Raw genomic sequence first — 26,753 nt, 5'->3', positions numbered from 1 at the left:
GCTGAACTGGGGGCAGGGTGGTGATCTGGCTGTTTCTGCTGGTAGGGGTGGCCCTGGTGGCGTTATTGCGCCAGGTTGTTCACCGGGCCATCCTGCGCAGCCTGCGCGCCCCCCGGGTGGCGCACCTGCGCACCCCTGCAGATCTGGGTTTTCAGGCCCATGCACTGCGTCTGCCGTTGGCCCATGGCAAGTCCCTGTTTGCCTGGTTTGTTCCGGTGCCGGGTGCGCGGCAGGCCCCCGCCGTGCTGCTGATGCATGGCTGGGGCGCCAATGCCAGCCTGATGCTGCCCGCTCTGGTCCCGTTACATGCCGTCGGCTATTCGGTGATGCTGCTGGACGCGCGTTGCCACGGCAACAGTGATGACGAGGCTTTCACCTCGCTGCCCCGGTTTGCCCAGGACATCGACGCTGGCCTGGACTGGCTGCGTTGGCAGCCCGAGGTGGACGACCAGCGCCTGGCGGTGCTGGGCCACTCGGTGGGTGCCGGTGCCGCATTGTTGTGCGCCACCCATCGGCAGGATGTGAAAGCGGTGGTGTGCCTGGGTGCGTTTGCCCATCCGCAAGAGGTGATGCGCCGCTGGCTGGCCGAGGTGCATCTGCCTTACCTGGTGATTGGCTGGTATCTGCTGCGCCATGTGCAACACGTCATTGGGGCCCGTTTTGACGAGATTGCGCCCATCCACAGCATGGCGCGGGTGTCTTGCCCGGTGTTGCTGGTGCACGGCAGCGAGGACGAGGTGGTGCCGGTGGGGGATGCGCAGCGCCTGCAGGCGGCTGGCAAGCCGGGCCAGGTGACATGGATTGAAATCCCCGGTGGGCACGACCCGAGCGAGGCTGCCCCAGCCTATGTGCCACAACTGATCCGCTTTTTGCAGCAGGCTTTCGCCACCGCTGACAAGCAGCCCAGCGCTGGGGCGGCCAATTAGCCGTGTTTTTGAACCAAAGTCCAGGCTGACAGCGCAATCAGCGCACTCCAGAACCACATGCCCAGGGTCAGCGGCAGCACTGTGCCGTCCATGTGGCCACCGAGCCAGGCGCCCATGGCAAAAGCACACACCATCATCAGGATGCCATTCATCGCCGAGGCCGCACCCGCCGCTTGCGGGAAGGGCCCGACCGAGCCACTCTGCCCACAGGGCTGGTGGATGCCATGGCCCACCATAAAAATCAGCTGCGGCAGCAAAATGCTCCAGAGGCTGACCCAGCCGCTCAGGCTCAACAGCGCCATCAGTGTGCCCCCGGTCAGCGACAAGCCCCCTGCCAGCGCCACCGCTCTGCGAACCCCAAAACGTGGCAGCCAGTGGCGGCATAAAAAGGTGCCGCCGATGTAGGCCAGCGAGTTGACAAACATCACCAGGCCGTACTGCATCTTGCTCAGACCCAGCACCCCGGTGAACACAAAAGACGAGGCTGCCAAAAAGGTAAACAGCCCGCTGTAAGAACAGGCCGTCAAGGCGGAGAACGCCAAAAACGTCGGGTGCCCCAGGATGTGGCGCCAGGTGGCCAGCAGGGTGCCGAACTGCAGCGCCTGCGGGTTCTTTTGCTGCACGGTTTCCTCAAACCGCAGTGCCACCACCACCAGCGTCACTGCCGCAAACACACCGAGGGCCAGCAGCGCAAAACGCCAGTTCAGCCACTGCGTCAGCAGGCCGCCCAGCGGCGCACTCAGGCAGGCAATCACACCCAGGCCACTCAGGCCCTTGCTCATCACCCGTGCGCCCTGTGTGGGGGCGTACAGGTCACGCACGATGGCGCGCGCACACATCACCCCTGCACCCATGGCCGCGCCCTGCAGCGTGCGCCAGACAATCAGCCAGCCCATGCTCGGCGCCAGGCTACTGGCAATGGAGGCCAGCACATAAGCCACCAGGCCAATCAGCAGAATCGGTCGGCGGCCAAAACGGTCGGACAGCGGCCCCCACACCAGCTGCGAGCCTCCAAAAGCCAGCAGCAGCGCAGTGAGTGTCAGCTGCGCCTGCGCCATCGGGGCCGACAACTGAGCGGTCAATTCGGGCAGAGCGGGCAGGTACAAGTCGGTGGTGATGGGCTGCAGGCCCAGCAACAGGGACAGCAGCAAGACGATCAGACCGGGCGGCATGTTGGACGAGTGGGTGGCGTTGGCAGGCATGTTCAAAGGGTATCAGATCAGTACCAACCCAATGTGTCTGGAAAACCGCGTGTGTGCGAAGATGGCCGCTGTTTGAATCTGACATTTTGGAAGGGGTGGTGGCATGGCAATTGGATGGCTCTCGGTGTTAAAAATGGTGCCCTGGGGGGATGTGATCGAGTCCGCACCCAAGGTCGCTCAAGGCGCCAAAAAGCTGTGGGACACGGTCGGCAAGAAGCCCGCCGCCAGCACCAGCGCAACGGTGGCCACCGCCACCCCGGGCCAGCCCGAGCCCACGCTGGCCGCCTTGCAAGCCCAGGTGACCCAGTTGCAAGTGTCGGTGGCTGAGCTGCACCAGCAAATGTTGGCCTCCAGCGCACTGATCGGCTCGCTGGCCGAACAAAACACGCAGCTGATTGCCCGTGTGGAGGTCAACCGCAAACGCGTGTTGGCCCTGGCGGTGGTGGTGGTTGTGCTGGCGGGGGTGGTGGTAAATAAACTATTTTGATAGCTTTCAGCCCTTTATTCATAAGGGCTAGAGGCCAATTTTGCTTGTACCTTAACAGGAGCCTGCTTTGGCGGGCGAACCGTTGACGCCAGTGCGACAGAGCCAACACGCCATGATCCACGCGCGCCAGGCAAGCCAGCGCCAGGCTTCCTTGGCCTGACTGCAGTGTTGCCTTTGAACCTGGTGACACTGGCGAAACGGGTTAGGGCACCGAAGCACCAGCGGCTGCATCACGCAGTTCCCGCCGCAAAAATTTCCCCAGGTTGGTCTTTGGCAGGGGTTCACTGCGGAATTCGATGATCCGGGGCATCTTGTAGCTGGTCAGGTGTTGTCGGCAATGCGCGAGCAAGAGCTGTTCGTTCAGCGCCGGGTCGCTCTTTACCACGACGATCTTGACGACCTCGCCGGATCGGTCGTCTTGCACACCGATGGCCACGACCTCGGCCACACCGGGGTGCAGCGCGACAACGTCTTCGATCTGGTTCGGAAAGACCTTGAAGCCCGACACAATGATCATGTCTTTTTTACGGTCCGTGATCCTGAAATAACCCCGGTGGTCCACAAAACCCATATCGCCGGTGCGCAGCCAGCCCTCAGCGGTGAACACTTTGCTGGTTTCGTCGGGGCAGTTCCAGTACCCCGGCATCACCTGGGGGCCGCGCACGCAGATCTCGCCGACCTCGCCTGTGGCGAGTTGCTTGCCAGCTTCGTCGAGGATCACCGCCTGGGTTGACGGAATCGGGATGCCGATGGTTCCGGTCCACGCCTCAGTGTCGAGCGGGTTGGCGATGACAATGGGCGACGTCTCGGTCATGCCGTAGCCTTCGATGATGTTTACACCGGTGCGTTTTTTCCAGCGCTCTGCCACCACGCTCTGCACCGCCATGCCCCCGGCACTGGTCACTTTCAGGGCGCTGGTGTCCACGCCCGCAAACCCAGGCGCGTCAAGCAGGGCCCGGTACAGGGTGTTCACACCGATGATGATCGTGAAAGGGTATCTCTTCAGGTCTTGGATGTAGGCGCGCATGTCTCTGGGGTTGGTCACCAGAACCGTGCGTGCACCGAGCTTCATGAACACCAGATTGGAGGTCAGCGCGTAGACGTGGTACAGCGGCAGTGGGCAGACGAACACCTCTTTGCCTTCCACCAGATCGCGCGCCATCCACGCCGTCATTTGTTGCACATTGGCCACCAGGTTGCCGTGGGTCAGCGCCGCACCCTTGGCCACGCCCGTTGTGCCGCCGGTGTACTGCAGGAAGGCCAAATCGGTTTGGCAAAGCGCCACCTCTTCCAAATTCTGCTGGCGCCCGGCGCGCAGGGCCGCGTTGAATGGGGTGCTACCGCCAATCGTCCATGGGGGCACCATGTGTTTGATGTGTTTCACCACGAGGTTGGTGAGTAGCTTCTTCACAGGCGCAAACATGTCGCCAACCTCGGTCGTGATGACGGTCGGGGTCAATGTCGGATTCTTGTCCAAGACTTGTTGCAAGGTGTGCGCAAAGTTTTCCAGCACCACGATGGCCACCGCGCCCGAGTCTTTCAGCTGGTGTTCCAGCTCGGCTGCGGTGTACTGCGGGTTGATGTTCACCACCACGAGCCCAGCCCGTAACACGCCGAACAAGGCCACCGGGTACTGGAGCAGATTCGGCATCATCAGGGCGACCCGCTCACCTTGGCGCAGCCCCAGTGATTTCTGCAGATAGCCTGCAAAATCGCGGCTCAAGCGGTCGAGTTGTGCATAGGTGATTGAGACCCCCATGTTGCTGTAGGCGGGCAAATCTCCAAAACGTTGGCAGCTGCGCTGCAACATGTCCCTGAGCGAGGTGAACTCAAACACATCCACCTCGGCCGGTATGCCTGGCGGGTAACTGTTCAACCAAATTGATTCCATCTAGATCTTTCCTTGCCGCATCACTTACATCACGTGGACAGCGGTGAAACACAACCCGCTGTGCAACGGCTGGGTCAAGCCACGGTTGCGCCAGTAGGCCTGCACCATCTCCACGAAGCCACTGGGGCCACACATCCATGTGGTGCGCTCGTTCACATCGGGCACTGCAAGCGTCAGGGCCTCGGCGCAGAACTGACCAACATGGTCGTCGAAATGGACCAGCAGCGAGAGCTCCGGGTAGCTGTCTGCAGCACCTTGCATTGCGCTGGCCTGATGCAATTCGGCCGGGTTGCGGCACACATGCAGCAACACCACGTCACCCTGGTAGTTGCGTGCCTGCAATTCACACAGCATGGACATCGTCGTTGTGATACCACTGTCGGCACTCAGCAGCAGCATCTTGGCGGGCAATGTCGCAGGCAGCACGAGCTGGCTGTCCATCTGGCTGACGCTGTGCACGCCGCCATGCGTGACAGTCTGCGGCGAAGTGGGAATGGCTTGCACCGATGGCACAGCGTCGTTTGCCGCGAGCGGGGGTGCGAGGGGATCATCCCGGGTAGGGTGCAATGCAGCCTTGAGGGGCATGACCAGTGTTTCAAACCAGCGAGTTGATCGGGTTGGGTGGTTGGCAGCAGTCATGATGTGTCCTTGCCGGGTTATTTGGGGTTTTTTCATATTGTGTACGTTCGTACACTGAGTGTCTACAGTGATTTTTGAGTTTGCTGAGGGAAGTCAACTTCTGATGGAATGAATCTTGATTTTTTCTGGATTCATGTGAATTTGATACGATACGCTTGTACACAAATACACATCACCATGGCCGCACCCCCGTCCGCCAGCAAACGCGCAGACTCCCTGACGCGCAGCGAGCGCAAAGACCTCACACGTGCCAGCCTGTTGCAGGCGGCGCTGGCCTTGATTGGGGAGGGGCGCAGTTTCACCAGCCTGGGCATTCGTGAGATTGCGCGTGAGGCGGGTATGGTCCCCAACGCCTTTTACCGGCATTTCCGCAACACCGATGACCTGGGGCTGGCCCTGGTGGAGGAGATGGGCATCACTCTGCGCCGCCTGTTGCGCGAAGCGCGCCAGGTGGGGGTGGCGCCAAACGCGATGGTGCGCCGATCCGTTCAGGTGTATTACGAATACGTCCAACAAAACCGCTTGCAGTTTTTGTTCATCTCCAGCGAACGCTCGGGCGGTAGCCGTATCCTGCGGCTGGCGATCCGCACCGAGGTCAGCCATTTCATCAACGAGATGGCGCAAGACTTTCGGCGCCTGGGCATTTACCCCGACATGTCGACCAGCAGCCTGCAAATGGTGTGTGGCCTGATCGTCACCACCATGCTGGCCGCAGCGCCCGAGATTCTGGACCTGCCCCCTGAGCAAGCCTTGCTGGAAGCCGAGATGAAGGACAATTTTGTCCAGCAATTACAAGTGGTGCTGCTAGGTGCCGGGTGCTGGAAAGAGAAGAGGGTTATCCAATCGACAGCCGCCACCGGTCTGTAGGCCGTACTTGGCTCACAACGGGTCCGAATGCGGGCTTGGGCCACTTTGACACTCCCGCATTGAGGCAGAAAGCTTGCATTCCAGACCTTACGCGTCCACCTCGACCGTACCCACAGACATAAGGGCTAGAGGCTAATTTTTCGCATTTCTCGGGGGTGTTTCACCGACAAGCGTCAATGACCTGGTGGGCCATCAACGAGCTGTCGGTCAGTTCGTCGAATTTCTGCAAGCCCTGGTCAAGTAAGCTGGCAAGAAGCTGTGTCTGATGGTCGACCACCTCAAGGTGGTGACGGGCAACCTCATAACTCACATGGTATTTTTTGACGTCGAATCTCAACAAAAATGGTAAAGGCCTAAGTTCCAACGCATTGCCGTTGTAGTGCACTCGTTTCTGCAGCGGGTTGTGGCCGTACTGGCATAACTTCACCAAGACATTTTCACAAGGCATATTGCAATGAACACATGGAAAATCAGCCAACGTTTGATGGCGGGCTTCGGCCTGGTCATCCTGGCGTTGTTAGGTATGTCGGTCTACAGCATGTTGATTGCGCGGGGTATTGACAACGCCCTGACGACCAATGCCACCCAGAATGCCGTCATCCAGCGTGCGGCTATCAACTTTCGGGGCTCTGCCCATGACCGCTCCATTGCCGTGCGCGATGTGGTGCTGGCACCCAACGACGACGCACGCAAGAAGGAAATCGACTCTATCGCACGTTTGGCAGATTTTTATGCCAAATCTGCCACGCAGCTGGATGCCGTGCTCAAAACCGCCACCGAGGTGCCCGCCGAGGTAGGCCCGATGGTGCAGACGCTCAAGGACATCGAGGCCCGTACCGTGGCCACCACAGGCAAGGTGGTCACACTGATGCAGGCGGGTGACCGCGCTGGTGCCGAAGCGCTGCTTTGGGCCGAGGCCAAACCGCAGTACGAACAATGGCTGGCCGCAGCCAACAAGCTCATCGACTATGAAGAAGCACGCATCAGCAAAAACAGCCAGACGGCCAACCAGGACGCCAGCCAGTTCACCGGCGTGATGTTGGCCATCACCTTGCTGGCGGTGCTGATCAGTGTTGCCGCCACGGTCACCGTGTCGCGCAGCATTGGCCGCGAACTGGGGGCCGAGCCCATCGAAGTGCGCGCCGTGGTGCAGGCCATGCAGCAGGGCGACCTCACGGTGCCCGTGTACGTCAAGGCGGGCGACACCAGCAGCGTGATGGTGGCCGTGCGTGACATGCAGCAGCGTTTTCATGAACTTGTGTCTGCCGTGCGCGACAACATCGGGCAACTGCGAACCACTAGCGATGAGATCAGCAGCGGTAACCGGAACCTGGGCGATCGCACCGAGCAGGCCGCCAGCAGTTTGGAGCAAACCGCCGCCAGCATGGAGGAGCTGACCGCCACCGTGCGCCAAAGCGCCGACTCTGCGCGTCAGGCCAACCAACTGGCGACCACTGCCGCTGGCACCGCCACCAAGGGTGGTGAAGTGATGCAGCAGGTGGTCAACACCATGCAGGACATCCACCAAAGCAGCCAGAAGATTGGCGACATCATTGGTGTGATCGATGGCATCGCCTTCCAGACCAACATCTTGGCGCTCAACGCGGCGGTGGAAGCGGCCCGCGCAGGTGAACAAGGGCGCGGCTTTGCGGTGGTAGCCACCGAAGTGCGCAGCCTGGCACAGCGCAGCGCCGAGGCCGCCAAAGAGATCAAGTCCTTGATCCAGACCAGCGTAGAAAAGGTGGGTTCAGGCACCCAACTGGTGGCCGATGCGGGCGTGACGATGAACGAGATTGTGCAAGGCGTCCAACGCGTCAACGGCATCATTGGTGAGATCAGCACCGCCGCCGCCGAGCAGAGTGATGGCATCTCCCAGGTGAACGTGGCGGTGACACAACTGGACCAGATGACGCAGCAAAACGGCGCACTCGTGGGTGAAAGTGCCTTGGCAGCCGACAACTTGCGGCAACAGGCCCAAGACCTGGCTGAATTGGTCGCCCTGTTCCGTGTCAACGGCAGTGCGGTGATGGGCATGGGCAGTGCATCTCCGCGCACCAAGCTTGAGCAGCGAAGCAACACCTTGCCCTCACCCGAGATGCGTCGCCTCACTCACTGAGCCATGGGATCACCCACAGGCCCTGGTGGGGTGCTCAGCAGCTATCTATTGTGATAGCTATTGGCCCTTTATCCATAAGGGCTAGAGGCATATTTGTTGCTGTTCCTGACTGCCAAGCTGCATGAGGGCTGACAGTCTTCGTTGGCGATCAGGGCAAGGAATTGTCGACGTGTTCCGGTACTCCAGCCAGGCGTGCCCAAGGGCCGCTTCAGGCCGCCAACAAGTGTGGCTTGCGTGGATTGTTTTTCGGGGATCAATCCTCTAACATGGGGCAACCTTGAAGGCGGGCTGTCATCACGCTGGATAGCTACAAAAAAAGTGTGAGTTTCCCCACACCATCTGAGGTTGACGCTGCGCTGTGGGTAGCCCTTCAGGCATGGACTGGGTGGAAATAGGCGGGTCATTGGCCAGGTGGGTTGTTCACCATGGCACCGTGTTATTTCCTTGATCTCTAGGGAGCAGGTGGATGCAGGCAATCAGCGAATCACGCTCGGTAACCCGGTTCTTCTCATCATGGAAGGGGCTGGCGCTGGTGCTCGCTTTGGCCGGACTGGTCACCGCTGCCGTCATTCGCCAGGATTTCGAAGAACTGCTGGCCACGGAGTATCAGGTGCTCGAACGCCAGGCACGTCTGGCCGAGTACCAGGTGGGTGGTGTTCTGCGCGGACTGAATGTGGGCCTGCGTAGTCTGGCAGCAGACAAGGAAGCCCAGCCGCCGCTGCCCGCACAAGCCATTTCGCAACATCAGCTCGCTTTCCTCAAAGAGTTTCCCGAAGTCCGCACGATCACCGCCACCGACAAGACAGGCCGCGTTCTGGCCGCAGAGAGCCTGCAAACGCCGCAAGATGTGGCGACCATACGCGCTTTCAACAATTCCCAGCGCGAGTACTTCCAGTTCCACCAGAATGCCCAGCCCAAAGACTTTGACCGGATGTACATCTCGCGGCCCTTCGTCGGGGTCTCCAAACGACAGATCATCGTGGCGTCGCGGGCCATTCGTGGCCCACAGGGTGAGTTTCAGGGTGCGGTGGTTGCAACCTTGATCCCCGACTTCTTCGCCCCGATATTTCAGGATGTGCTGAGCAACGATGTGGTCGACACGGTGGCCGTGCATACGCTGCAAGGCGACATCCTCTACCGCCTGCCTAACCCCGAAAAGCACATTGGCAAGAACATCGCCCATGGCGAGGCTTTTCAGCGCTATCTGCGATCCAACAGCCCGACCACGCGTTATGTCGGCGTCGCTGTCACAGACAACGTCAAACGCGTCGCGGTGTTTCGCAAGGTCGGTGGCAGCAGCCTGGACATTGTCATCACGGCCCGATACGACAGCCTGTTGGCGAAGTGGTACCCAGTCGTGGCCACCAAAGTGGTTCTCTATGTCCTTTTTGTGGTGCTGGCCCTGGCCTTTGGCAAAGAGTTCAGGCGGCGCTTGGCCGCCAGCATGGCTTTGTCACAGAGTGAGTTGCGCTTTCGTGCCCTGTTTGAGGACTCTCCAAACGCCATCCTGCTGGTCGACCCGCAAGCGCTGCGGCTCACCGATGTCAACCCGGTTGCGTCGACTTTGCTGGGTTACAGCCGCGGTGTGTTGCTTGAAAAAGGGGTGGCGGACCTTTTTCGCCCCGAAGACCAGGCGTATGCCATGGCGCAGTTTGCGCTGGCCGTTGAGCGTCAAAAAGACTTTGTGCGTGACTTGCCAGTGCTGCATCAAGATGGTCACCTGGTTCACGTCGACATGGCTTTGACCCACCTGCAAGTGGATGGGCACCACACTTTGGCCGTTACCTTCATCGACCTGACCGAGCGTCAGCTTGCTGAGAGTGCGCTGGCTGAACGCGAAGCTCTGCTCAATGCCACCAGTCGCATGTCGCACACCGGCGGCTGGGCTTTTGACCCGGCAACAGGGCAGGGCAACTGGACGCCAGAGACCGCCCGCATCCACGATCTGCCCGAAGATGACCCAGTGGATGTGGCCAAAGGCCTCAGCTACTACGGCGATCAGGACCGCGAACGGATCCAGGCGGCCATCCGCAAGCTCATCGACAAAGCCGAACCCTACGACCTGGAGCTGGAGCTTCTCACCGCCAAAGGCCGTCGCAAATGGGTCCGCACCATCGGTGAACCGGTGGTGGACAACGGCAAGGTGGTCTGGGTACACGGCGCCATTCAGGACATCACCGATCAAAAAGCTGCTGAAGCGGCTCTGCGGGCGAGTGAGTCGCGCTACCAGAGTGTGTTGGACCATGCCGCCGACGCCATCTTCATCTCCAACGCGCAGGGTCAGTTCCTCTACGTCAACGAACAAGCCCGCCAGCTGCTGGGGTATACCAACGACGAACTGCTCCACATGTCGGTGGCCGACATCACACCAGCGGAGGAGACCGAACACTCGGCGAACACCTTCGTGGCGCTCAAAAATACCGGGCGTGTGACCACCGAACTCCTGCTCAAACGACAGGATGGCAGCCTGGTGCCGGTTGAGATCAATGCCATTTTGTTGCCCGATGGCACAAGTTATGGCGCCTACCGCGACATCACCCAGCGCAAGCTCAACAACGCCGAACTGGAGCGCTACCGCCACCATCTGGAAGAGCTGGTGGCCACCCGCACCGCCGACCTGGACCAGGCCAACCAGTCGCTGGTGCTGGCCAGGGATGCCGCGCAAGCGGCCAACCTCGCCAAGAGCACCTTCCTGGCCAATATGAGCCACGAGATCCGCACCCCGATGAACGCCATTCTGGGCATGGCCAACCTGCTGCGCCGGGGCGGCCTGACAGCCGAACAGGCGGACCGGCTTGACAAGATCGACATCGCCAGCGAGCACCTGTTACATGTCATCAACGATATTCTCGACCTCTCCAAAATTGATGCGGGCAGTTTTGTCCTCGAAAACGTCCCGCTCACCATCCCCAGCCTGTTGTCGAATGTGGTGTCGATCACGCATACATCGGCACAGCTCAAGCGACTTAAGCTGGAGGTCAGCGCCGATGTGTTCCCGGCAGATTTACACGGCGACCCAACGCGCTTGCAGCAGGCAGTGCTCAACTACGTCAGCAATGCCATCAAGTTTTCAGACAACGGCACAGTCACCATCCGGGCCATCAAGCTCGAAGAAACCGCCCAATGGGTGTGTGTGCGTTTTGAGGTCACGGACACTGGGATTGGTATTGCACCCGAAGCACTGCCCCGGCTGTTCAACTCTTTTGAGCAGGCAGACAACTCGACCACCCGCAAATACGGTGGCACCGGGCTCGGGCTGGTCATCACCAGACGGCTGGCTGAACTGATGGGGGGGGAGGCGGGGGTGCAGAGTGTGCCCGGCGCTGGCAGCAGCTTCTGGTTCACCGCCCGCCTGCACCGCCAGGAGCGCCTCCAGACCCTGGCTGCACCGGCCGCTGTTGGTGACCCCGAATCTTTGATCCGCGAGCACTTCCAGGGCGCCCGTATCCTGATCGTTGACGACGAGCCGATCAACCTCGAGTTGGCGCGTTACCTGCTGGAGTCTGCGGGCCTGCTCGTGGACACCGCCGAAGACGGGATGCAGGCCATCGAGCGGGCCACGGTCTCGACCTACGCCCTGGTGCTGATGGACATGCAGATGCCCATCCTTGACGGCCTGGAGGCCACGCGCCAGATCCGTATGCTGCCCAACTACCAGCACACCCCCATCCTGGCGATGACCGCCAACGCCTTCACCGAGGACCGTGCGCGCTGCCTGGAGGCCGGCATGGACGACGTTCTGATCAAACCGGTGGCCCCGGGGCTGCTGTTTTCGTCATTGCTGACCTACCTGGAGAGGTGAGGCTGATGGGTGGTTTTTGACCTCCTCGCTGTTTGATTTCGTCAGGTACAAACATCCATGTTCAACTCACTTTTTGCGCAACTGTGGTGGATATTTCCTCTGCTGATTGCGAGCGCTGTTGTTAAAACGCCGTGGTTCAAGGGGATCTTTGGCGAATGGCTGGTCAGGGTGTCTGCAAAGCTCCTTCTTGACTCAAAGGAGTACAGACCAGTTCACAACGTCACGCTCAAAACACCTGATGGAACAACGCAAATTGATCACGTCTTCGTGTCACGATTTGGTTTGTTCGTTGTTGAAACAAAAAACTACAGCGGCTGGATTTTTGGTGATGAACATCAGCCCATGTGGACACAGAAAATTTTCAAGACGACCAACAGATTTCAAAACCCGCTTCGTCAAAACTACAAGCATGTCAAAGCACTGGCAGCCCTGCTAAATCTTTCGCCGGAGAAAATCCACTCAGTTGTTGTTTTTGTCGGCGGCAGCGATTTCAAGACGGAGATGCCGGCAAACGTCACTTACGCGGGTGGATATATTTCTTACATCAAGTCAAAGACCGAAGTTCTTCTATCGCGATCCGAAGTTGAGGCAGCGATCACTGCAATTGGTACCGGCAGAATGGCTCCGTCGTTCGCCACAAATCGTGAGCATGTGCAGAATGTTCAACGCCGCTTAGATGCCGATGCACCAAGGTTATGTCCAAAATGTGGGGAAAAAATGGTTGTGCGCACAACAAAAAGCGGCGACTTCGCTGGTAGCAAATTCTGGGGGTGCTCTGCTTTTCCAAAATGTCGAACGATCCAAAAAGTCACCTGATGTAGCGGTCCATATCGCTCACTTCGGTGCCACGCGAATCCACTGCCCCCCGCGTCCCAATCCACTCATTTACCTTGTATGACTACAGAAAAGCAACTTGACCAATTGCTGGAAGCGCATCTACGCGACGACGAGAGCTTCAGGTTTTGGTTTCTTTCCAAGACACAGAAGGGTAGCTCGTACACGCGCTTGGTCTTGCTGCGTTCAAACCACCCCTGGGGCAAAGTGCGAACCATCCTTCCGAACCAGAATACCGGCGCACTAGAAGCTGTTGTTCGTGAAGCCGAGACAGATGTGCTCGCCGTACTTGAGAACCCCGGCGGTAGGCGCTTGGCGCTGCATATCGAAAACAAACTGGCAGGCGGCAAGTTCACGCGGTACCAACCCGAGATGTACGCAGCCAGAGCGGAAGCTTGGAGAAAGAACGAGCAATATGAAAACTACGATGATTGGGAAACAGTGCTGATTGCGCCGCGCAGTTTCTTGGCGCGCAACGGAGACGACGCACGGAAGTTCATGTCCTTCATAGCACATGAAGACATTGCTGCTCATGTGCCTGAATTTGTTGCAGTAGGCGACACCTGTTAAATCTTCGTTTTCGATCAGTTGGATCGAAAACTGTATGCCCGTTTCTAATCTGACCTACCTCACACCACCTCCCAACCCACAGAAGGCGGGTGGTGGGCTTGCCGGGCGCAGAACCCATTCGCGTGATGAGACTGGCGGCGCACCAGCATCAGGCGCGTCACCTCAGCAATAAGCCCACCTAGACCGTCTCCCGCGAGGGGGCCGGAGAACGGCAAGCCCGCCGCCCGCCTGGCACCACGCGAATCACGGGCGCCATCAACCCACGCGAACCAACGGCCTAAACACAGAAACTCACGCCCCAAGGAGCGTGAACCAGCGGCCCACCTCACTACACTCGTTGTCGCCACCCGCCCGTATCGCCAACATGTTGAAACCTGATGTGAACCCTCCCGCCAACCCAGCCACTGACCCCAGCAGCCCACGTGGCTTCATGGTTTTGCACGGCAACCGGCTGGAAGACCTGCGCGATTTGCTTGTGAGTTATGTGGCAGCGCACCCGCTCAGTCCCCTGGAGCCCGAGGTCATCCTGCTGCAAAGCAACGGCATGAAACACTGGCTGGAGCTGGCGCTGGCCCAGGATGGCGCCCTGGGCATTTGTGCCGCCACCCGCATGGAGCTGCCCAGCAGCTACCTGTGGCAGATGTACCGCGCGGTGCTGGGGGCGGACGCGGTGCCCGAACACATGCCGTTTGACAAAAGCGCGTTGCTCTGGCGCCTGGTGCGCCTGCTGCCCGCGCTGTGCACGGCTAACCCGGTGTACGCCCCGTTGCAGCGTTATCTGTCGGGCGACAACCCGGCGCGCAAGCTGTATCAGTTGGCCGAGCAACTGGCCGACGTGCTGGACGCCTACCAAAGTTACCGCGCCGACTGGCTGGGTGACTGGGCCGATGGGCTGGACCAGTTGCGCGGGCCTTTGGGTTCGCCGCAACCGCTGCCGCCAGAACATACCTGGCAGGCGCAACTGTGGCGCGACATCCGTGCCGATGTGGGCCCTGAGTTGATGGAAGCCTCTCGCGCCAGTGTGCACGAACGTTTTCTGGCGAGACTGACGCAGTGGGTCAGCAGCGGGAACAGCGGCCAGCGCCCGCCCGGTGTGCCGCGCCGTTTGATGGTGTTTGGTATTTCCTCCCTGCCGATGCAGGCGGTGCAGGCCATGGCGGCGCTGGGGCAGGTGTGCCAGGTGATGCTGCTGGTGCAAAACCCGTGTCAGTATTTCTGGGGTGATGTGGTCGAGGGCCACGCGGCCCTGCGCGCCCAGGTGCGCCGCAGGCAGTTGGGCAAGCCGCAACAGGCTGCCAGCCTGGCATTGCCCGCCACCACCGTCCAGCCGCTGCTGGCGTCCTGGGGTAAACAGGGGCGTGACTATTTGCATTTGCTTGACGGCTTTGATGAGCCCGAGTCTTACCGCGCGCACTGGAACCGGGTCGATGTGTTTATGGACCCGGCAGCGGCAGATGCTTCGGCCACACAACTGGCGCAACTGCAGTCGGCCATCTTCAACCTGACACCACCACCCGCCGCGACGCAGGCCCAGCCGGACGACGGCTCGCTGCTGTTTGTCACCAGCCACAGCGCCCAGCGTGAGCTTGAAGTCTTGCACGACCAGCTGCTGGCCTGGCTGGAGGCTGACCCCGCCCTGCAGCCGCGTGAGGTGATGGTGATGGTGCCCGACATGGCGACTTTTGCGCCGCACATCCACGCGGTGTTTGGCCGCTTCACACCGGGCCAGCCGCGTTACATCCCGTATTCGGTGGCCGACACCACGCCGCGCCAAAGCCCGCTGGTGCAGGCGCTGGAGCAGTTGCTGAATTTGCCCACTAGCCGCCTCTCCTTGGCCGACTGGCTGGGCCTGTTTGAGGTGGCGGCGGTGCGCGAACGGTTTGGCCTGGACGAAGCCGCGGTGCGCCAGGTGCAGCAGTGGCTGGCCGCCGCCGGTGTGCGCTGGGGGTTGGATGCCAATCACCGCCTGGCCTGGGGCCTGCCTGCGGGCGCGCAGGGCCTGGCGCAAAACACCTGGGCCTTTGGCCTGCGTCGCCTGCTGCTGGGCTACGCGCTGGGCAGCAGTGGGGCACTGCCAGAGCAGGACAGCACCAGTGGCGCCATCTGGTGCGACACACTCGCGCAGCCTGCACTGAGCGGGCTGGATGCACCGCTGGCAGCCGGTCTGCTGGACTGGCTCGATGCCGTCGAACAAACCTTGCCCCTGCTGCAGCTGGAACACACGCCCACGCAGTGGGGTGAACTCTTGCAAGCCCTGGTCGAGCGCTTTTTTGCCCCGGCCGATGACGCGGATGAGCGCGCCATCGAGCGGCTGTTGACACCGTTGGCCGACTGGCAACAAGCCTGTGAGGACGCGGCGCTGGACACAGCCCTGCCGCTGGAGGTGGTGCGTGAACACTGGCTGGCCAACATCACCGAGGCCGGGTTGCAGCAGCGCTTTTTTGGTGGCGGTGTGCAGTTTGGCACCCTGATGCCGATGCGCGCCATCCCGTTCAAGGTGATTGGCCTGTTGGGCATGAACGACGGCTCCTACCCGCGTGTGCAGGCGGCGCGCGATTTCGATTTGATGGCCAGCAGCTGGCGCGCCGGTGACCGTTCGCGCCGCGAGGACGACCGCTACCTGTTTCTGGAGGCGCTGCTCTCAGCTCGCCACCGGCTCTACATCAGCTGGCAAGGCCACAGCGCGGCCGACAACAGCAGTCGCCCGCCCTCGGTGCTGGTGGCGCAGCTGCTCGATGTGGTCAATGCCAGCTGGGCACCCGAACGGGTGCCGCAGGCGCAACCGCTGCAACCGTTTTCTGAGGCCTATTTTGAGCAGGGGTCGGGCTTTGAGACCTTTGATGCCGATTGGGAGAAGATTCGGCCTCTAGCCCAGATAAATCGGCGGCTGGTAGCTATGAATAGTGAAGTAACTGAAGCAGCCGCGGTCAGTGCGGTACCCAGCGCATTGACGCTGGCCGACCTACAACGCCTGCTGCGCCAGCCGGTCGAGGTATTTTTCCGCCAGCGGCTGCAGGTGGAGTTTGATGAACTGGACGAGCTGGAGCAAGAAGACGAACCTTTTGCCCTGAACCACCTGCAGCAGTACCAGGCTGGTGCCGCGCTGTTACAAGCCGATGGCAGCGCTGTGGCCCTGCGCAGCCTGCACGCCGCTGGCCAGTTGCCGCTGGCAGGGTTTGGCGCCCGTGTGGCCAATGACTTGATGGACAAGGCACAGACGGTGTTGATGTCACGCGCGACCTGGTTGCAGGCCTACCCGGTGGTGCTGGACGCTGTGCCGATTGAGCTGAACTTGCCTTTGGGCCAGACCCTAACCGGCACGCTCAGTGGCCTGTGGACACAAGGGCAGGGCGATGGCTTGCCCTGCCTGCAACTGGCCGAGCGCACCGGCGCGGTGTTGCAAGGCCGGGGTGCCAATCTGGCCGCGCGCCACCATGTGCTGGTGGGCCTGTGGCTACGGCACTTGGTGGCTTGTGCCAGCGGGCTCCACATCACCAGTGTGCAGCTCGGGGTCGACGGCCAGGTGGTGTTTCGCCCGCTGGCAGCCGACGCCGCCTTGGCCACACTGAGCGACCTGGGGCAAGCCTATGCCCAGGCCTGGGTGCAGCCGCTGCCAGTCGCCTGCAAAACCGCCTGGGCCTACCTGCTGGCCGAGCGCCAAAACCAGGCGCTGGTAGCGGCAGGCAAAGCGGCCAAAGACCAGCACGAAGCCACCCGCGATGCCTTTGAAGGCGGCCAGCGCGGGGGTGAACGCGCTGAGTCGGCCTACCTGCAGCGCGCTTTTGCGAGTTACGACGAGCTCGCAGACGCCCTGCCACACTTGGCGCAGCAGCTGTATGGTGAATTGTTGGCCCAGGCCGAAGTGAGCACGGGGGTGGCAGCATGAGCAGCATCCCCAACACAAGGTCGCCGGTGACACACACACTCAACCCGCTGACCCTGCCGCTGCATGGCCTGCAGCTGATCGAGGCCTCAGCCGGCACCGGCAAAACCTGGACGCTGGCCGCGTTGTATGTGCGCCTGGTGCTGGGCCACACCGCCGAGTCCGACCAGCCCGATGTCGGCCTGTATCCGCCGCAAATTCTGGTGATGACCTTCACCGAAGCCGCCACCGCCGAGCTGCGTGAACGCATCCGCGAGCGCCTGGCGCTGTCAGCTCGGTTTTTCCAGACCGGTGATGAGACCAAGGTGGACGGCTTTTTGCAAGATCTGCGCAGCAGCATCGCGCCCGAACACTGGCCAGTCTGTGCCCAGCGGCTGGACATGGCGGCGCAGTGGATGGACGACGCGGCCATCTTCACCATCCACGGCTGGAGCAGCCGTATGCTCAAAACCCATGCGTTTGACAGCGCCAGCCTGTTCACCCAAAACCGCGTCGAAGACGGTGAACGCCTGCAACTCGTGGCCACCCAAGACTACTGGCGCCGCTGGTTTTACGCGTTGGACACCCAGACCCTGGCCGCGCTCAAAGCCGTGGGTGACACCCCGCAGGCGCTGCTCGACAAACTCAAGGCGCTGTGGCGCGAGTTCGACCGCGCCCCACAAACGTTGGCGACGGCACCCACCCCGCCCGATGTGCTGCTGGCCCGCTGGGCGGCCTGGCAACAACGCCGACAAGAACTCGAAAGCCCGGCGCAGCTTGGCTGGACAGCTGAGGTGATTCAGGCCGTGCAGGATGTGGCGGCAGCGAAGATCTTGAAGAACTATCGCCCGGACTGGCTAAGCGGCTGGCTGGCCCAAATGGCCGACTGGGTCCAGGGTGGCGAGATCGACCCAACCACGCTAGAGCGTTTCACCACCCGCACCCTGGTGGCCAAAGGCTGGGCAACCTCTGACCAATGGCCAGTGTTTGTCCAACTGGAAGCCCTGGCCGACCATCTGAGCGCCGAGCCTGATGTGGTGGCCGACTTGCTGGCCCATGCGGCACAAGAGGTGCAACGGAGTTACCAACGCGCCAAGGCGCAGGCCGCACAGTTTGACTTTTCTGATCTGCTGCAAAACCTGTACCGCGCCTTGCAGGCGCCCGACGGGCGGCTGGCGGCAGCGATTCGCGCCCAGTACCCGGTGGCGCTGGTCGACGAGTTTCAGGACACCGACCCCTGGCAGTTTGGCAGCTTGCGCAAAATTTATAGCGATGTGCCCAATGAAGACCAGGGCTACAGCCCGATTTCTTCAACAGGCACCGGCCTGATCATGATTGGTGACCCCAAACAGGCGATCTACAGCTTTCGCGGTGCCGACCTGGCCACCTACCTGCTCGCGCGTGAGCAGGCCCAGGGCATCTACAACCTGCCGGGCAATTTCCGCTCGACGTCTGGTGTGGTGGCGGCGGTGAACCGGGTGTTTGGCCAGGCGCACCAGCCCTTTGGCAGCGTGCCTTTTGTGCCGGTGGCCGCCCGCAACCCCAGCATTCAGCCGCTGCAGGTGGCCGGGCAGCCGCAGGTGGCGATGACGGTATGGCACCAGCCGTTTGCCAAGACCCCGACCAAGGACGATTTTCTGGATCAGATGGCTGCGGTGTTTGCCAGCCAGATGGTGGTGCTGTTGCAAGGTGGCGCGGCGCAAAGTGGTGACATGGCGGTGCTGGTGCGCAACTGGAACGAGGCGGCAGCGATCCGCCAGGCGCTGACGCAGCGTGGCGTACGCAGTGTTTACCTGTCCGAGCGCAACAGCGTGTTTGACAGCCAGCAGGCCAAGGACTTGTGGCGAATGCTGCGTGCGGTGGCCAGCCCGGGTTCCAACCGATTGGTACGCGCTGCCTTGGCCACCCCCACCTGGTCGCTGGGTTGGGGCGCACTCGACACGCTGCTGGCCGATGAGGCGGCCTGGGACACCCTGGTCGAGCAGTTTCTGCAGTGGCAACGTGTCTGGCGCGCCCAGGGTTTTCTGCCGATGTTGTACCGCCTGTTGCACGACCAGGGCCTGGCCCAACGCCTGTTACAAGACCCAAGTCAGGGTGAACGTGCCCTGACCAACCTGCTGCATCTGGGTGAGCTGTTGCAAGCGGCCAGCCTGCAGGTGCAAGGTGAGGGCGCTTTGATCCGTTACCTCGAAGAACAGTTGCACCGCCCGCAGGCCAGTGGTGAGGCCGCGCAGCTGCGGCTGGAGAGTGACGCCAACCTGGTGCAGGTGGTCACGCTGCACAAATCCAAGGGGCTGGAGTACCCGCTGGTGTTTTTGCCCTTCATCTCGCTCTATCGCGCCGAGGACAAGGACAGTGGCCGCGATGATGCCGAGCGCCTCAGTGAAGACATCCGCCTGCTCTATGTGGCGCTGACGCGCGCCAAACAGGCGCTGTGGCTCGGTGTGGCCCAGGTCAAAGGGGACGTGGATGGCAAAACTCCCCAGGTCAAAAGTGCTATCTCCAGCCTGCTGGGACGAAGTACGCCAGACGATCTGTGGGACAAATTGCAAGCCTGGGCGGGTGAACATATCGCGGTGTTGACTGCACCCGAACCTGAAAACAGCGTGTACCAGCCGGTGGTCGAGGTCAAAGCGCCGCAGAGTGCACGGGTGCCGCAGCGGCTGATCTACAACCGCTGGTGGACTGCCAGTTTCAGCGCACTCACGCGCGATTTGGCGCACGGCGCGTCTGCAGCGCTGCCCAGTGAGCGGGATGAACGCCTGCTGGACGCCCAGACCGACAGTCTGCTGCTTGACGAGGACCAGGGTATCGCCAACCCGGCAGGGCCCGACTTGCTGAGTGAGGTTCCCCGCTTCAACGACTTCCCGGCGGGCAGCCGTTACGGCACCTTGTTGCACGACCTGCTGGAGTGGCAGGCGGTGCACGGCTGGCCTGCTGGCACAGCCACAGACGCTGACCCGTCCCCGCTGGCCCAGCTCTGGCACACCCTGCTGGCGCGCTTAAGCCAGCGCCACCACCTGAGCCCCACACATAGCGCGTTGTTGGAGACTTGGGTCGATTTGATTGCGAAGTCAAATCTGCCTCTAGCCCTCATAAATCAAGGGCAGACAGCTATCAATTTAAGTGACATCAAGGTTCAGGACATGTGGCCCGAAATGGGCTTTAACCTGCCGGTACACCACTTAGCCAGCGAAGACCTGGATGCCTTGATCACCCGCCAGATCTGGCCCGATCAGTCCCGCGCGCCCTTGCAACGCCGCCAGTTACAAGGCATGTTGACCGGCTTCATGGATCTGGTGCTGTTGCACCAGGAGCGCTACTACGTGCTGGATTACAAGTCCAATCGGTTGGCGGCTTACCTGCCTGAGCAACTACAACAAGCCATGCTGCATCACCGCTACGACGTGCAGGCCGCGCTGTACCTGCTGGCGCTGCACCGGCTGCTCAAAAGCCGTTTGCCCGACTACGACCCTGCCCAACACCTGGGCGGCGCCCTGTACCTGTTCCTACGCGGCATCGACCAGCCAGGCTGCGGCCTGCTGCATGTGAGCCCGCCCGTGGCCTTGATCGAGGCGCTGGATGCCGTGTTTGCCCAGGTGGAGGTGGCGCTTTGAACGAGGCCATCGTGATGGACCTATTTGGCGTTGTCGAGCCGGAGCTGCCGCTTACCGCGCTCGACCTCGCTTTTGCGCGTTACCTGCATCAGGCCCAACCCAGTGAGGATGTGCGCCACGCCTGGCTGGCCGCGCTGACCAGCCACCAGTTTGGTCGTGGCCATGCTTGCCTGGACTTGGACCTGTTGCGCCAGAGCGGCGTCTTGGCCCTGGGCTTGGAAGCCCGCTGGCAAGCGACTCTGCCGAGTGATTTGGCCGATGCCGCCAGCAGCCTGCCCTGGTGCCAAGGTGAAGCCAGCCCTTTGGTGCTGGACGGCACACGCCTGTATTTGCGACGCAACTGGGTGGCCGAACAAGCCATTCGCAGCTCGATCCTGGCGCGGCTGGCCCAGCCTTGTGTGGTGCCCGAGGGGCTGGCGCAGGCGCTCGACAGCCTGTTTGAGCGTGGACCCGCAGCCAACGCCGATATCAGCGTGGCGCCGGATTGGCAAAAGGTGGCTTGCGCTCTCGCAGCACGTGGGCGTTTCACCCTGATCACTGGCGGCCCGGGCACCGGCAAAACCACCACCGTGGTGCGGCTGTTGGCGCTGCTGCAGTCGCAGGCCAGTCGGCCCTTACGTATTGCGCTGGCGGCGCCCACCGGCAAGGCGGCTGCGCGCCTGGGTGAGTCCATTTCACAAGCTATCCAGCGCCTGCCGCTGGCCATGCAGGCCCATATCCCGACCCAGGCGCAGACCCTGCACAAGCTGCTGCAGGTGCGCGCGGCGGTGCTGGCCAGCGCCGCACCGCAGCTGGCATTGGATGTGGTGGTGGTGGACGAGGCCTCGATGATTGACCTTGAACTCATGGCGCGGCTGATGGCCGCCGTGCCCTTGAGCGCCAGCCTGATCCTGCTCGGTGACAAGGACCAGCTGGCCTCGGTCGAGGCTGGTGCGGTGATGGGCCAGCTCTGTGCCGGTGCCCAGGCCGGTGGCTACAGCGCAGAGACGGTGCAATGGTTGCAGCGCCACACCGGCCAGGATGTGCGTCTCTGGGCTGGCGCGGGCTCGGTACTGGCGCAACAGACGGTGATGCTGCGCCACAGCCATCGTTTTGCGGCCAACAGCTTGATTGGCCAGTGGGCCAGTGCGGTGAATGCGGGTGACCGGCAGGTCGTGGCGGCGTTGTGGGAGGCCACGCCGCGCTGGTCCAACACACAAGAGACCAGTGTGACGCGGCTGCAACCCGACCTTGGCAGTGATGCGGGTCTGGCGGCGCTGGTCTTGGCCGCCTGGCAGCCCACGCTAGCCAGCCTGTTGGCGCTGCAAGCCGAATCAAAGGTGTGTGACGATGAACAAGCCTTGCTGCTGCTCAAGGCACTGGGGCGTTTTCAGGTCTTGTGTGCCCTGCGCGAGGGCCCGGCCGGTGTGCTGGCGCTCAACCGCAGCCTGGCGCGCGCGCTGGGCTTTCCGCTGGAGGGTTGGTACCCGGGCCGCCCGGTGATGGTGACGCGCAACGACTACAACCTGGGCCTCATGAACGGTGACGTGGGCCTGTGCCTGCCCAGCACCCGTGGCCTGCGCGTGGCTTTTGCGGCTGCTGGCCCGGATGGGGTGATGGGTGTGCGCTGGGTGCTGCCAAGCCGCCTGGACGCTATCGAAACCGTGTTGGCCATGACGGTGCACAAGTCGCAGGGCTCCGAGTTTGACCAGGTGGCACTCGTTTTGCCCGAGCGTATGACCCCGGTGTTGACCCGTGAGCTGCTCTACACCGGCATCACCCGCGCCAAAAGCCAGCTGACCCTGGTCGTGCCACAGGCCGGGGTGTTACGCCAGGCGGTGGCGGCCAAAATTCTGCGCAGTGGTGGTTTGAGCATGGAGGCCAAGACATGAAACGGAACCGATCCTGTGTACATCACGTTGCCGCAGCTGTGGGCATGTTGCTGCTGTTGTGTTGCGGTTTGACGCTTGCCCAGACCCCATCTCCGGCGCAGGCGCCTGTGGTGGCGCCCAGCGGCCCGATCCTAGACAGTGGCGACGGTTTTGCCTTTGACGTCAAGGCCAAAAAGCTGCAGAAAATCCGGCAGTCGGCCAGTGGCATCGCCTGCACCGTGAATGCCAGCCAGCAGCGGGTTTGCCTGGTGGCTTTTGACGAGGGCACGCAGGCGGGGTTTGCCACGGTGAAAGAGGGCAGTCTGGTGCCAGACCCACAAGCCTTCAATTTCAAGGGCTTGCAGGGTGAACTTGACGCCGAGGGCGCCGCCACCGATGGCCAGTATGTGTACATCACCGGCTCACACTCGGCCAAACGTGCTGACTGTGCCAGCAACCCCGACAGCCGCTTTGTGTTGCGCTTGCGACTGGACCCGGCCACGGGCCGTGCTGTGCCCGCCAGCCAGGTGCAGACCGGGCGGCTCTGGTCGCTGATGCAAGCCCAGCCCGAGTTGGCAGCCTATGTGGGTGAGCGCAAATGCCTGGGCACCGAGCCGTCACCGAAAGCGCCCGGTCTGAGTGGGCAGCAGGGCATCAACATCGAAGGCTTGGCGATGCGGGATGGGCGGCTGATGTTTGGTTTTCGTGGACCGGTGATCAATGGCGCCGCATTCATCTTTACGGTGGACGTAAAAGCGCTGTTTGAGGGAGGTGACGCCCGGCCGCAGGTGACCCGGCTGGCCCTGGGGCCACACCGCGGCATCCGTGACATGGTGGCGGTGTCCGACGGTGTTTTGATTCTTGCCGGGCCCGACGATGACGGTGACAGTGAGGCCGTTGGCTGGGCCATTTTTCACTGGGACGGCAAAACCAGACCGGGTCTGGTGCAGCCCCAGCTGCTGGCCAGGCTGGACCTGGGGGCGGTCAAACTGCGCCGCTGTGATGCCGAGATCAAACCCGAGGCGCTCACGGTGTTGCAGGAAACCTCAGGCCGCTACCAGCTGTTGATGCTGTCAGATGGCCTGTGTGATGGAGGTCCATTGGCTTTAACCCTACTGAAATGATGGAAAATATCTGTTGCACGTCGATGACATTTGAACATCAGGCTCGGCGTACCGTTGGATGAACCCAAGGGTTTTACAGTAGCACCACCATGAACACATCGCTAGAACAGGCCGAAGCGCTTTTTGCACAAAGCAGCTCCGCCCTCAAGTCAGACCAATACGACACTGCCGAGGCGCTTCTGATGAACGCGCTGGACCTGGCCCCTGGGCTGGCCGAGGCCCATGCCAATCTGGCCTGGCTGCTGGATCGGCGTGGCAGCATGAGTGAGGCTGTGCGCCACTACGAGCTGGCCATTGAGCTGCAGCCCGACAACGCCCGTATCCACCTGAACTTTGGCGCCTTGTTGGCCGAGCTTAAGCTCTTCCATGCCGCCGAGGCCGCTTACCGCCGGGCGCTGGAGGTGGACCCGTCTTTGCCGGGCACCTGGTGCAACCTGGGTGCTTTGTTGGCCCAGAGCCACCGCGACGACGAGGCCGAAAAATGCCTGCACACCGCGCTGCAGCTTGACCCGCAGCATGCCAGTGCCCATTTCAACCTGGCCTGCCTGCTGCTGCGCAAAGGCCGCTACACCGAGGGCTGGTTCCACCTGGAATTCCGCGACTGGTACCAGCCGATTGAGATGCGCCTGCGCTGCCGCCGCTGGAAAGGCCAGTCACTGGCCAACCGTGCGGTGCTGGTGGTGTACGAGGCTGGTTTTGGCGACATGATCCAGTTTTGCCGGTATGTTGCGGAGCTGCGGCGCCTGGGCGCCGACCATGTCGACATGTTGTGCCACCCCGAGCTCAAGGAGCTGCTGCAGACGCTGGACGGGGTGGGTGAGGTATTTGGTTTCAACGACGATGTGTCGGCCAGCGATTGGGACTATTGGGTACCGGTGATGAGCCTGCCGCACTACGTGGGCACCCAGCTCGACACCATTCCTGCCAAGCTGCCCTATCTGGCGGTGCCGCCCGCCAAAGCCGAGCGTTGGAGTCAGCAGGTCAAGCGCCTGAATCTGCCACCTGCCTTGCGGGTGGGGCTGGTCTGGCAGGGCAACCCGGCTTTTGGCAACGACAGCCAGCGCTCGTTGCCGGGTCTGCAGACACTGGCACCCCTGTGGGAGGTGCCCGGCGTGCAGTTTTTCAGCCTGCAAAAAGGCTTGGGTGAACAAGAGGTGCGTCGGCTGCAGTCGGCCCAGCCGCTGATCAACCTGGCCCCTGAGCTGGGCAACTTTGCCGACACCGCCGCCATCATCACGCAGCTGGATTTGGTGATCAGTGTGGACACCGCGGTGGCGCATCTGGCCGGTGCGCTGGGCAAACCCTGCTGGGTGCTGTTGCCTGCCTTCATGACCGACTGGCGTTGGCTTGAGCAACGCAGCGATTCACCCTGGTACCCCGGCGCCTTGCAGCTGTTTCGCCAGTCGCTGGAAGGCGGTTGGGCGCCGGTGATTCAGGCGGTGCGTGAGGCTTTGCAAAACACCGCGGGTCAGCGGGCTTGCTGAGGCTGTTGCGCCCCGCTTTTCACCGGTGTGTGCCATGAGCACCGGTGTGCAAGAGCCGGGCGTGGCGCAGGCCACCACCAAACGTTACCTGCCCTGGGTGGTGGCCACCGCGCTGTTCATGGAGCAGCTCGACGCCACCATCGTCAACACCGGTATTCCCGCGATGGCGGCCAGCCTGGGCGTGACCCCGCTGAGCCTCAAGGCGGTGGTGACCAGTTACATCCTGAGTCTGGCGGTGAGTATCCCGGTGAGTGGCTGGCTGGCCGAGCGTTATGGCAGCCGCCGGGTGTTCATGTCGGCTTTGATGCTGTTCATCCTGTCGTCGGTGGCCTGCGGTCTGGCGGTGAACGCGCCAATGCTGGTGGCCGCGCGCGTGCCGCAGGGCATTGCGGCGGCGATGATGATGCCGGTCGGGCGTTTGGCCGTTGTGCGCACCTTCTCCAAGGGGGAATTGTTGCGGGCAATGAACTTTGTCATCATTCCGGCCCTGCTCGGGCCTTTACTGGGCCCCACGGTGGGTGGGCTGATCGTGCACTGGCTGAGCTGGCGCGACATCTTTTTTGTCAATGTGCCGGTGGGGCTGGCCGCTCTGTGGTTTGGCCACCGCTACATGCCCGACTACCGCAGTGACACCCGCACCCCACTCGATGTGCGCGGGCTGCTGCTGTTTGGCAGTGGTGTGGCGCTGCTGTCGTGGCTGCTGGAGGTGTTTGGTGAACACACCCTGAGCACCACCGAGGCGCTGGGGGTGCTGCTGCTGTCCCTGAGCCTGCTGGGCGCCTACGTCTGGCACGCGCTGGGCTGGCCACACCCGCTGCTGCGCCTCTCCTTGCTGTTGGTACGCACCTTTCGGGTGTCGGTGCTGGGTGGTTTTGTGACCCGGCTCGGTGTGGGTGGCATGCCGTTTTTGCTGCCGCTGTTGTATCAGGTGGGTTTGGGCTTGCCGGCCTGGCAGTCGGGTCTGCTGATGATGCCCGCCGCCGCTGCGGCCATGGGCATGAAGATGGTTGCCGCCTGGATGCTGCGGCGTTTTGGTTACCGCCAGGTGCTGATCGTCAACACCGTGCTGGTGGGCTGCACCATTGCCTGCTACAGCCTGGTGGGGGTGGGCACACCGATCGCTTTGATTGTGTTGCTGGGCTTGCTGATGGGGCTGTTCAACTCCTTGCAGTTTTCCAGCATGAACACCATGGCCTATGCTGACATTGAGGACAAGGACACCGCCATGGCCAGCACGCTGGCCAGCACCTTGCAGCAGATGTCCTTGAGTTTTGGCCTGGCCTGTGGTTCGCTGGTGACCGGTTTTTACCTGGCGGGCCTGCCCCAGACCAATGCCCCGGCGGTGACCAGCGCCATCCACCACGCGTTTCTCACCCTGGGTGGCTTGACCTTGCTCTCGTCCCTGTTGTTCTGGACCCTGCGCCCCAACGACGGCGACAGCGTGAGCCGGGGTGAGTCTTAAAAAAAATAGCTGTATCGCCT

Annotated in this window: 17 protein-coding genes; 13 read left to right on the top strand and 4 right to left on the bottom strand. The window is 61.9% G+C overall.

Annotated features, from left to right (window positions below; all coding sequences use genetic code 11):
* Positions 1-20 precede the first annotated feature (20 nt).
* Positions 21-926 (top strand): alpha/beta hydrolase, encoded by a 906-nt coding sequence (locus FDG13_RS16495; RefSeq protein ID WP_370528241.1) that lies wholly within the window; start codon positions 21-23, stop codon positions 924-926.
* On the opposite strand, the gene FDG13_RS16490 is transcribed toward FDG13_RS16495, so the two are convergent.
* Entirely contained in the window at positions 923-2,128 is a 1,206-nt protein-coding gene (locus FDG13_RS16490) for a multidrug effflux MFS transporter (RefSeq protein ID WP_180130609.1), read from the bottom strand. The genes FDG13_RS16495 and FDG13_RS16490 overlap by 4 nt on opposite strands.
* 103 nt (positions 2,129-2,231) lie before the next feature.
* Here FDG13_RS16490 and FDG13_RS16485 point away from each other — a divergent pair, with 103 nt between their 5' ends.
* The gene (locus FDG13_RS16485; protein WP_180130604.1) at positions 2,232-2,615 is read left to right on the top strand and encodes a hypothetical protein; all 384 of its coding nucleotides are present in this window, start codon (positions 2,232-2,234) and stop codon (positions 2,613-2,615) included.
* A gap of 202 nt (positions 2,616-2,817) precedes the next feature.
* Here the strand turns inward: FDG13_RS16485 and FDG13_RS16480 are convergent, their stop codons facing one another.
* Together FDG13_RS16480 and FDG13_RS16475 are read right to left on the bottom strand one after the other, a co-directional pair.
* The gene (locus FDG13_RS16480) at positions 2,818-4,506 is read right to left on the bottom strand and encodes an AMP-binding protein (RefSeq protein WP_180130601.1); all 1,689 of its coding nucleotides are present in this window, start codon (positions 4,504-4,506) and stop codon (positions 2,818-2,820) included.
* 24 nt (positions 4,507-4,530) lie between these two features.
* A complete protein-coding gene (locus FDG13_RS16475; protein WP_180130597.1) occupies positions 4,531-5,145 on the bottom strand; it encodes a hypothetical protein in 615 nt (204 codons plus the stop codon).
* A 177-nt stretch (positions 5,146-5,322) separates the two neighbouring features.
* On the opposite strand from FDG13_RS16475, the gene fabR reads away from it, so the two are divergent.
* The gene (gene fabR / locus FDG13_RS16470; RefSeq protein WP_180130594.1) at positions 5,323-6,012 is read left to right on the top strand and encodes an HTH-type transcriptional repressor FabR; all 690 of its coding nucleotides are present in this window, start codon (positions 5,323-5,325) and stop codon (positions 6,010-6,012) included.
* Positions 6,013-6,172: 160 nt separating this feature from the next.
* Here fabR and FDG13_RS16465 read toward each other — a convergent pair whose 3' ends face one another.
* The gene (locus FDG13_RS16465) at positions 6,173-6,442 is read right to left on the bottom strand and encodes a hypothetical protein (protein WP_180130591.1); all 270 of its coding nucleotides are present in this window, start codon (positions 6,440-6,442) and stop codon (positions 6,173-6,175) included.
* 24 nt (positions 6,443-6,466) lie between these two features.
* On the opposite strand from FDG13_RS16465, the gene FDG13_RS16460 reads away from it, so the two are divergent.
* The 10 genes from FDG13_RS16460 (at position 6,467) to FDG13_RS16415 (ending at position 26,733) form a co-directional block, all read left to right on the top strand.
* Positions 6,467-8,128 carry a methyl-accepting chemotaxis protein gene (locus FDG13_RS16460; RefSeq protein ID WP_180130588.1) on the top strand — a complete coding sequence of 554 codons (1,662 nt, stop codon included), beginning with the start codon at positions 6,467-6,469 and terminating at the stop codon, positions 8,126-8,128.
* 466 nt (positions 8,129-8,594) lie between these two features.
* The gene (locus tag FDG13_RS16455; RefSeq protein WP_180130584.1) at positions 8,595-11,930 is read left to right on the top strand and encodes a PAS domain S-box protein; all 3,336 of its coding nucleotides are present in this window, start codon (positions 8,595-8,597) and stop codon (positions 11,928-11,930) included.
* A 57-nt stretch (positions 11,931-11,987) separates the two neighbouring features.
* Complete coding sequence (locus FDG13_RS16450) at positions 11,988-12,746, top strand: nuclease-related domain-containing protein (protein ID WP_180130579.1); 759 nt, start codon at positions 11,988-11,990, stop codon at positions 12,744-12,746.
* A gap of 78 nt (positions 12,747-12,824) precedes the next feature.
* The gene (locus FDG13_RS16445) at positions 12,825-13,334 is read left to right on the top strand and encodes a hypothetical protein (protein WP_180130576.1); all 510 of its coding nucleotides are present in this window, start codon (positions 12,825-12,827) and stop codon (positions 13,332-13,334) included.
* A gap of 364 nt (positions 13,335-13,698) precedes the next feature.
* Positions 13,699-17,220 (top strand): exodeoxyribonuclease V subunit gamma, encoded by a 3,522-nt coding sequence (gene recC, locus FDG13_RS16440; RefSeq protein ID WP_180130573.1) that lies wholly within the window; start codon positions 13,699-13,701, stop codon positions 17,218-17,220.
* Complete coding sequence (gene recB / locus FDG13_RS16435; RefSeq protein ID WP_180130568.1) at positions 17,217-20,813, top strand: exodeoxyribonuclease V subunit beta; 3,597 nt, start codon at positions 17,217-17,219, stop codon at positions 20,811-20,813. Before recC ends, recB begins: the two co-directional genes overlap by 4 nt.
* Positions 20,810-22,684: an exodeoxyribonuclease V subunit alpha gene (gene recD, locus FDG13_RS16430; RefSeq protein ID WP_218942772.1), complete on the top strand. Its 1,875-nt coding sequence runs from the start codon at positions 20,810-20,812 to the stop codon at positions 22,682-22,684. The genes recB and recD overlap by 4 nt, the downstream gene beginning before the upstream one ends.
* Positions 22,681-23,787 carry a DUF3616 domain-containing protein gene (locus FDG13_RS16425; protein ID WP_180130565.1) on the top strand — a complete coding sequence of 369 codons (1,107 nt, stop codon included), beginning with the start codon at positions 22,681-22,683 and terminating at the stop codon, positions 23,785-23,787. Before recD ends, FDG13_RS16425 begins: the two co-directional genes overlap by 4 nt.
* Positions 23,788-23,876: 89 nt before the next feature.
* Entirely contained in the window at positions 23,877-25,271 is a 1,395-nt protein-coding gene (locus tag FDG13_RS16420) for a tetratricopeptide repeat protein (protein ID WP_180130562.1), read from the top strand.
* A 34-nt stretch (positions 25,272-25,305) separates the two neighbouring features.
* Positions 25,306-26,733 carry an MFS transporter gene (locus FDG13_RS16415; RefSeq protein ID WP_180130559.1) on the top strand — a complete coding sequence of 476 codons (1,428 nt, stop codon included), beginning with the start codon at positions 25,306-25,308 and terminating at the stop codon, positions 26,731-26,733.
* Positions 26,734-26,753: the final 20 nt, after the last annotated feature.

This window comes from Rhodoferax sp. BLA1, assembly GCF_013416775.1.
Classification (GTDB): domain Bacteria; phylum Pseudomonadota; class Gammaproteobacteria; order Burkholderiales; family Burkholderiaceae_C; genus Rhodoferax.
This window is presented reverse-complemented; position numbering and strand designations above follow the sequence as displayed.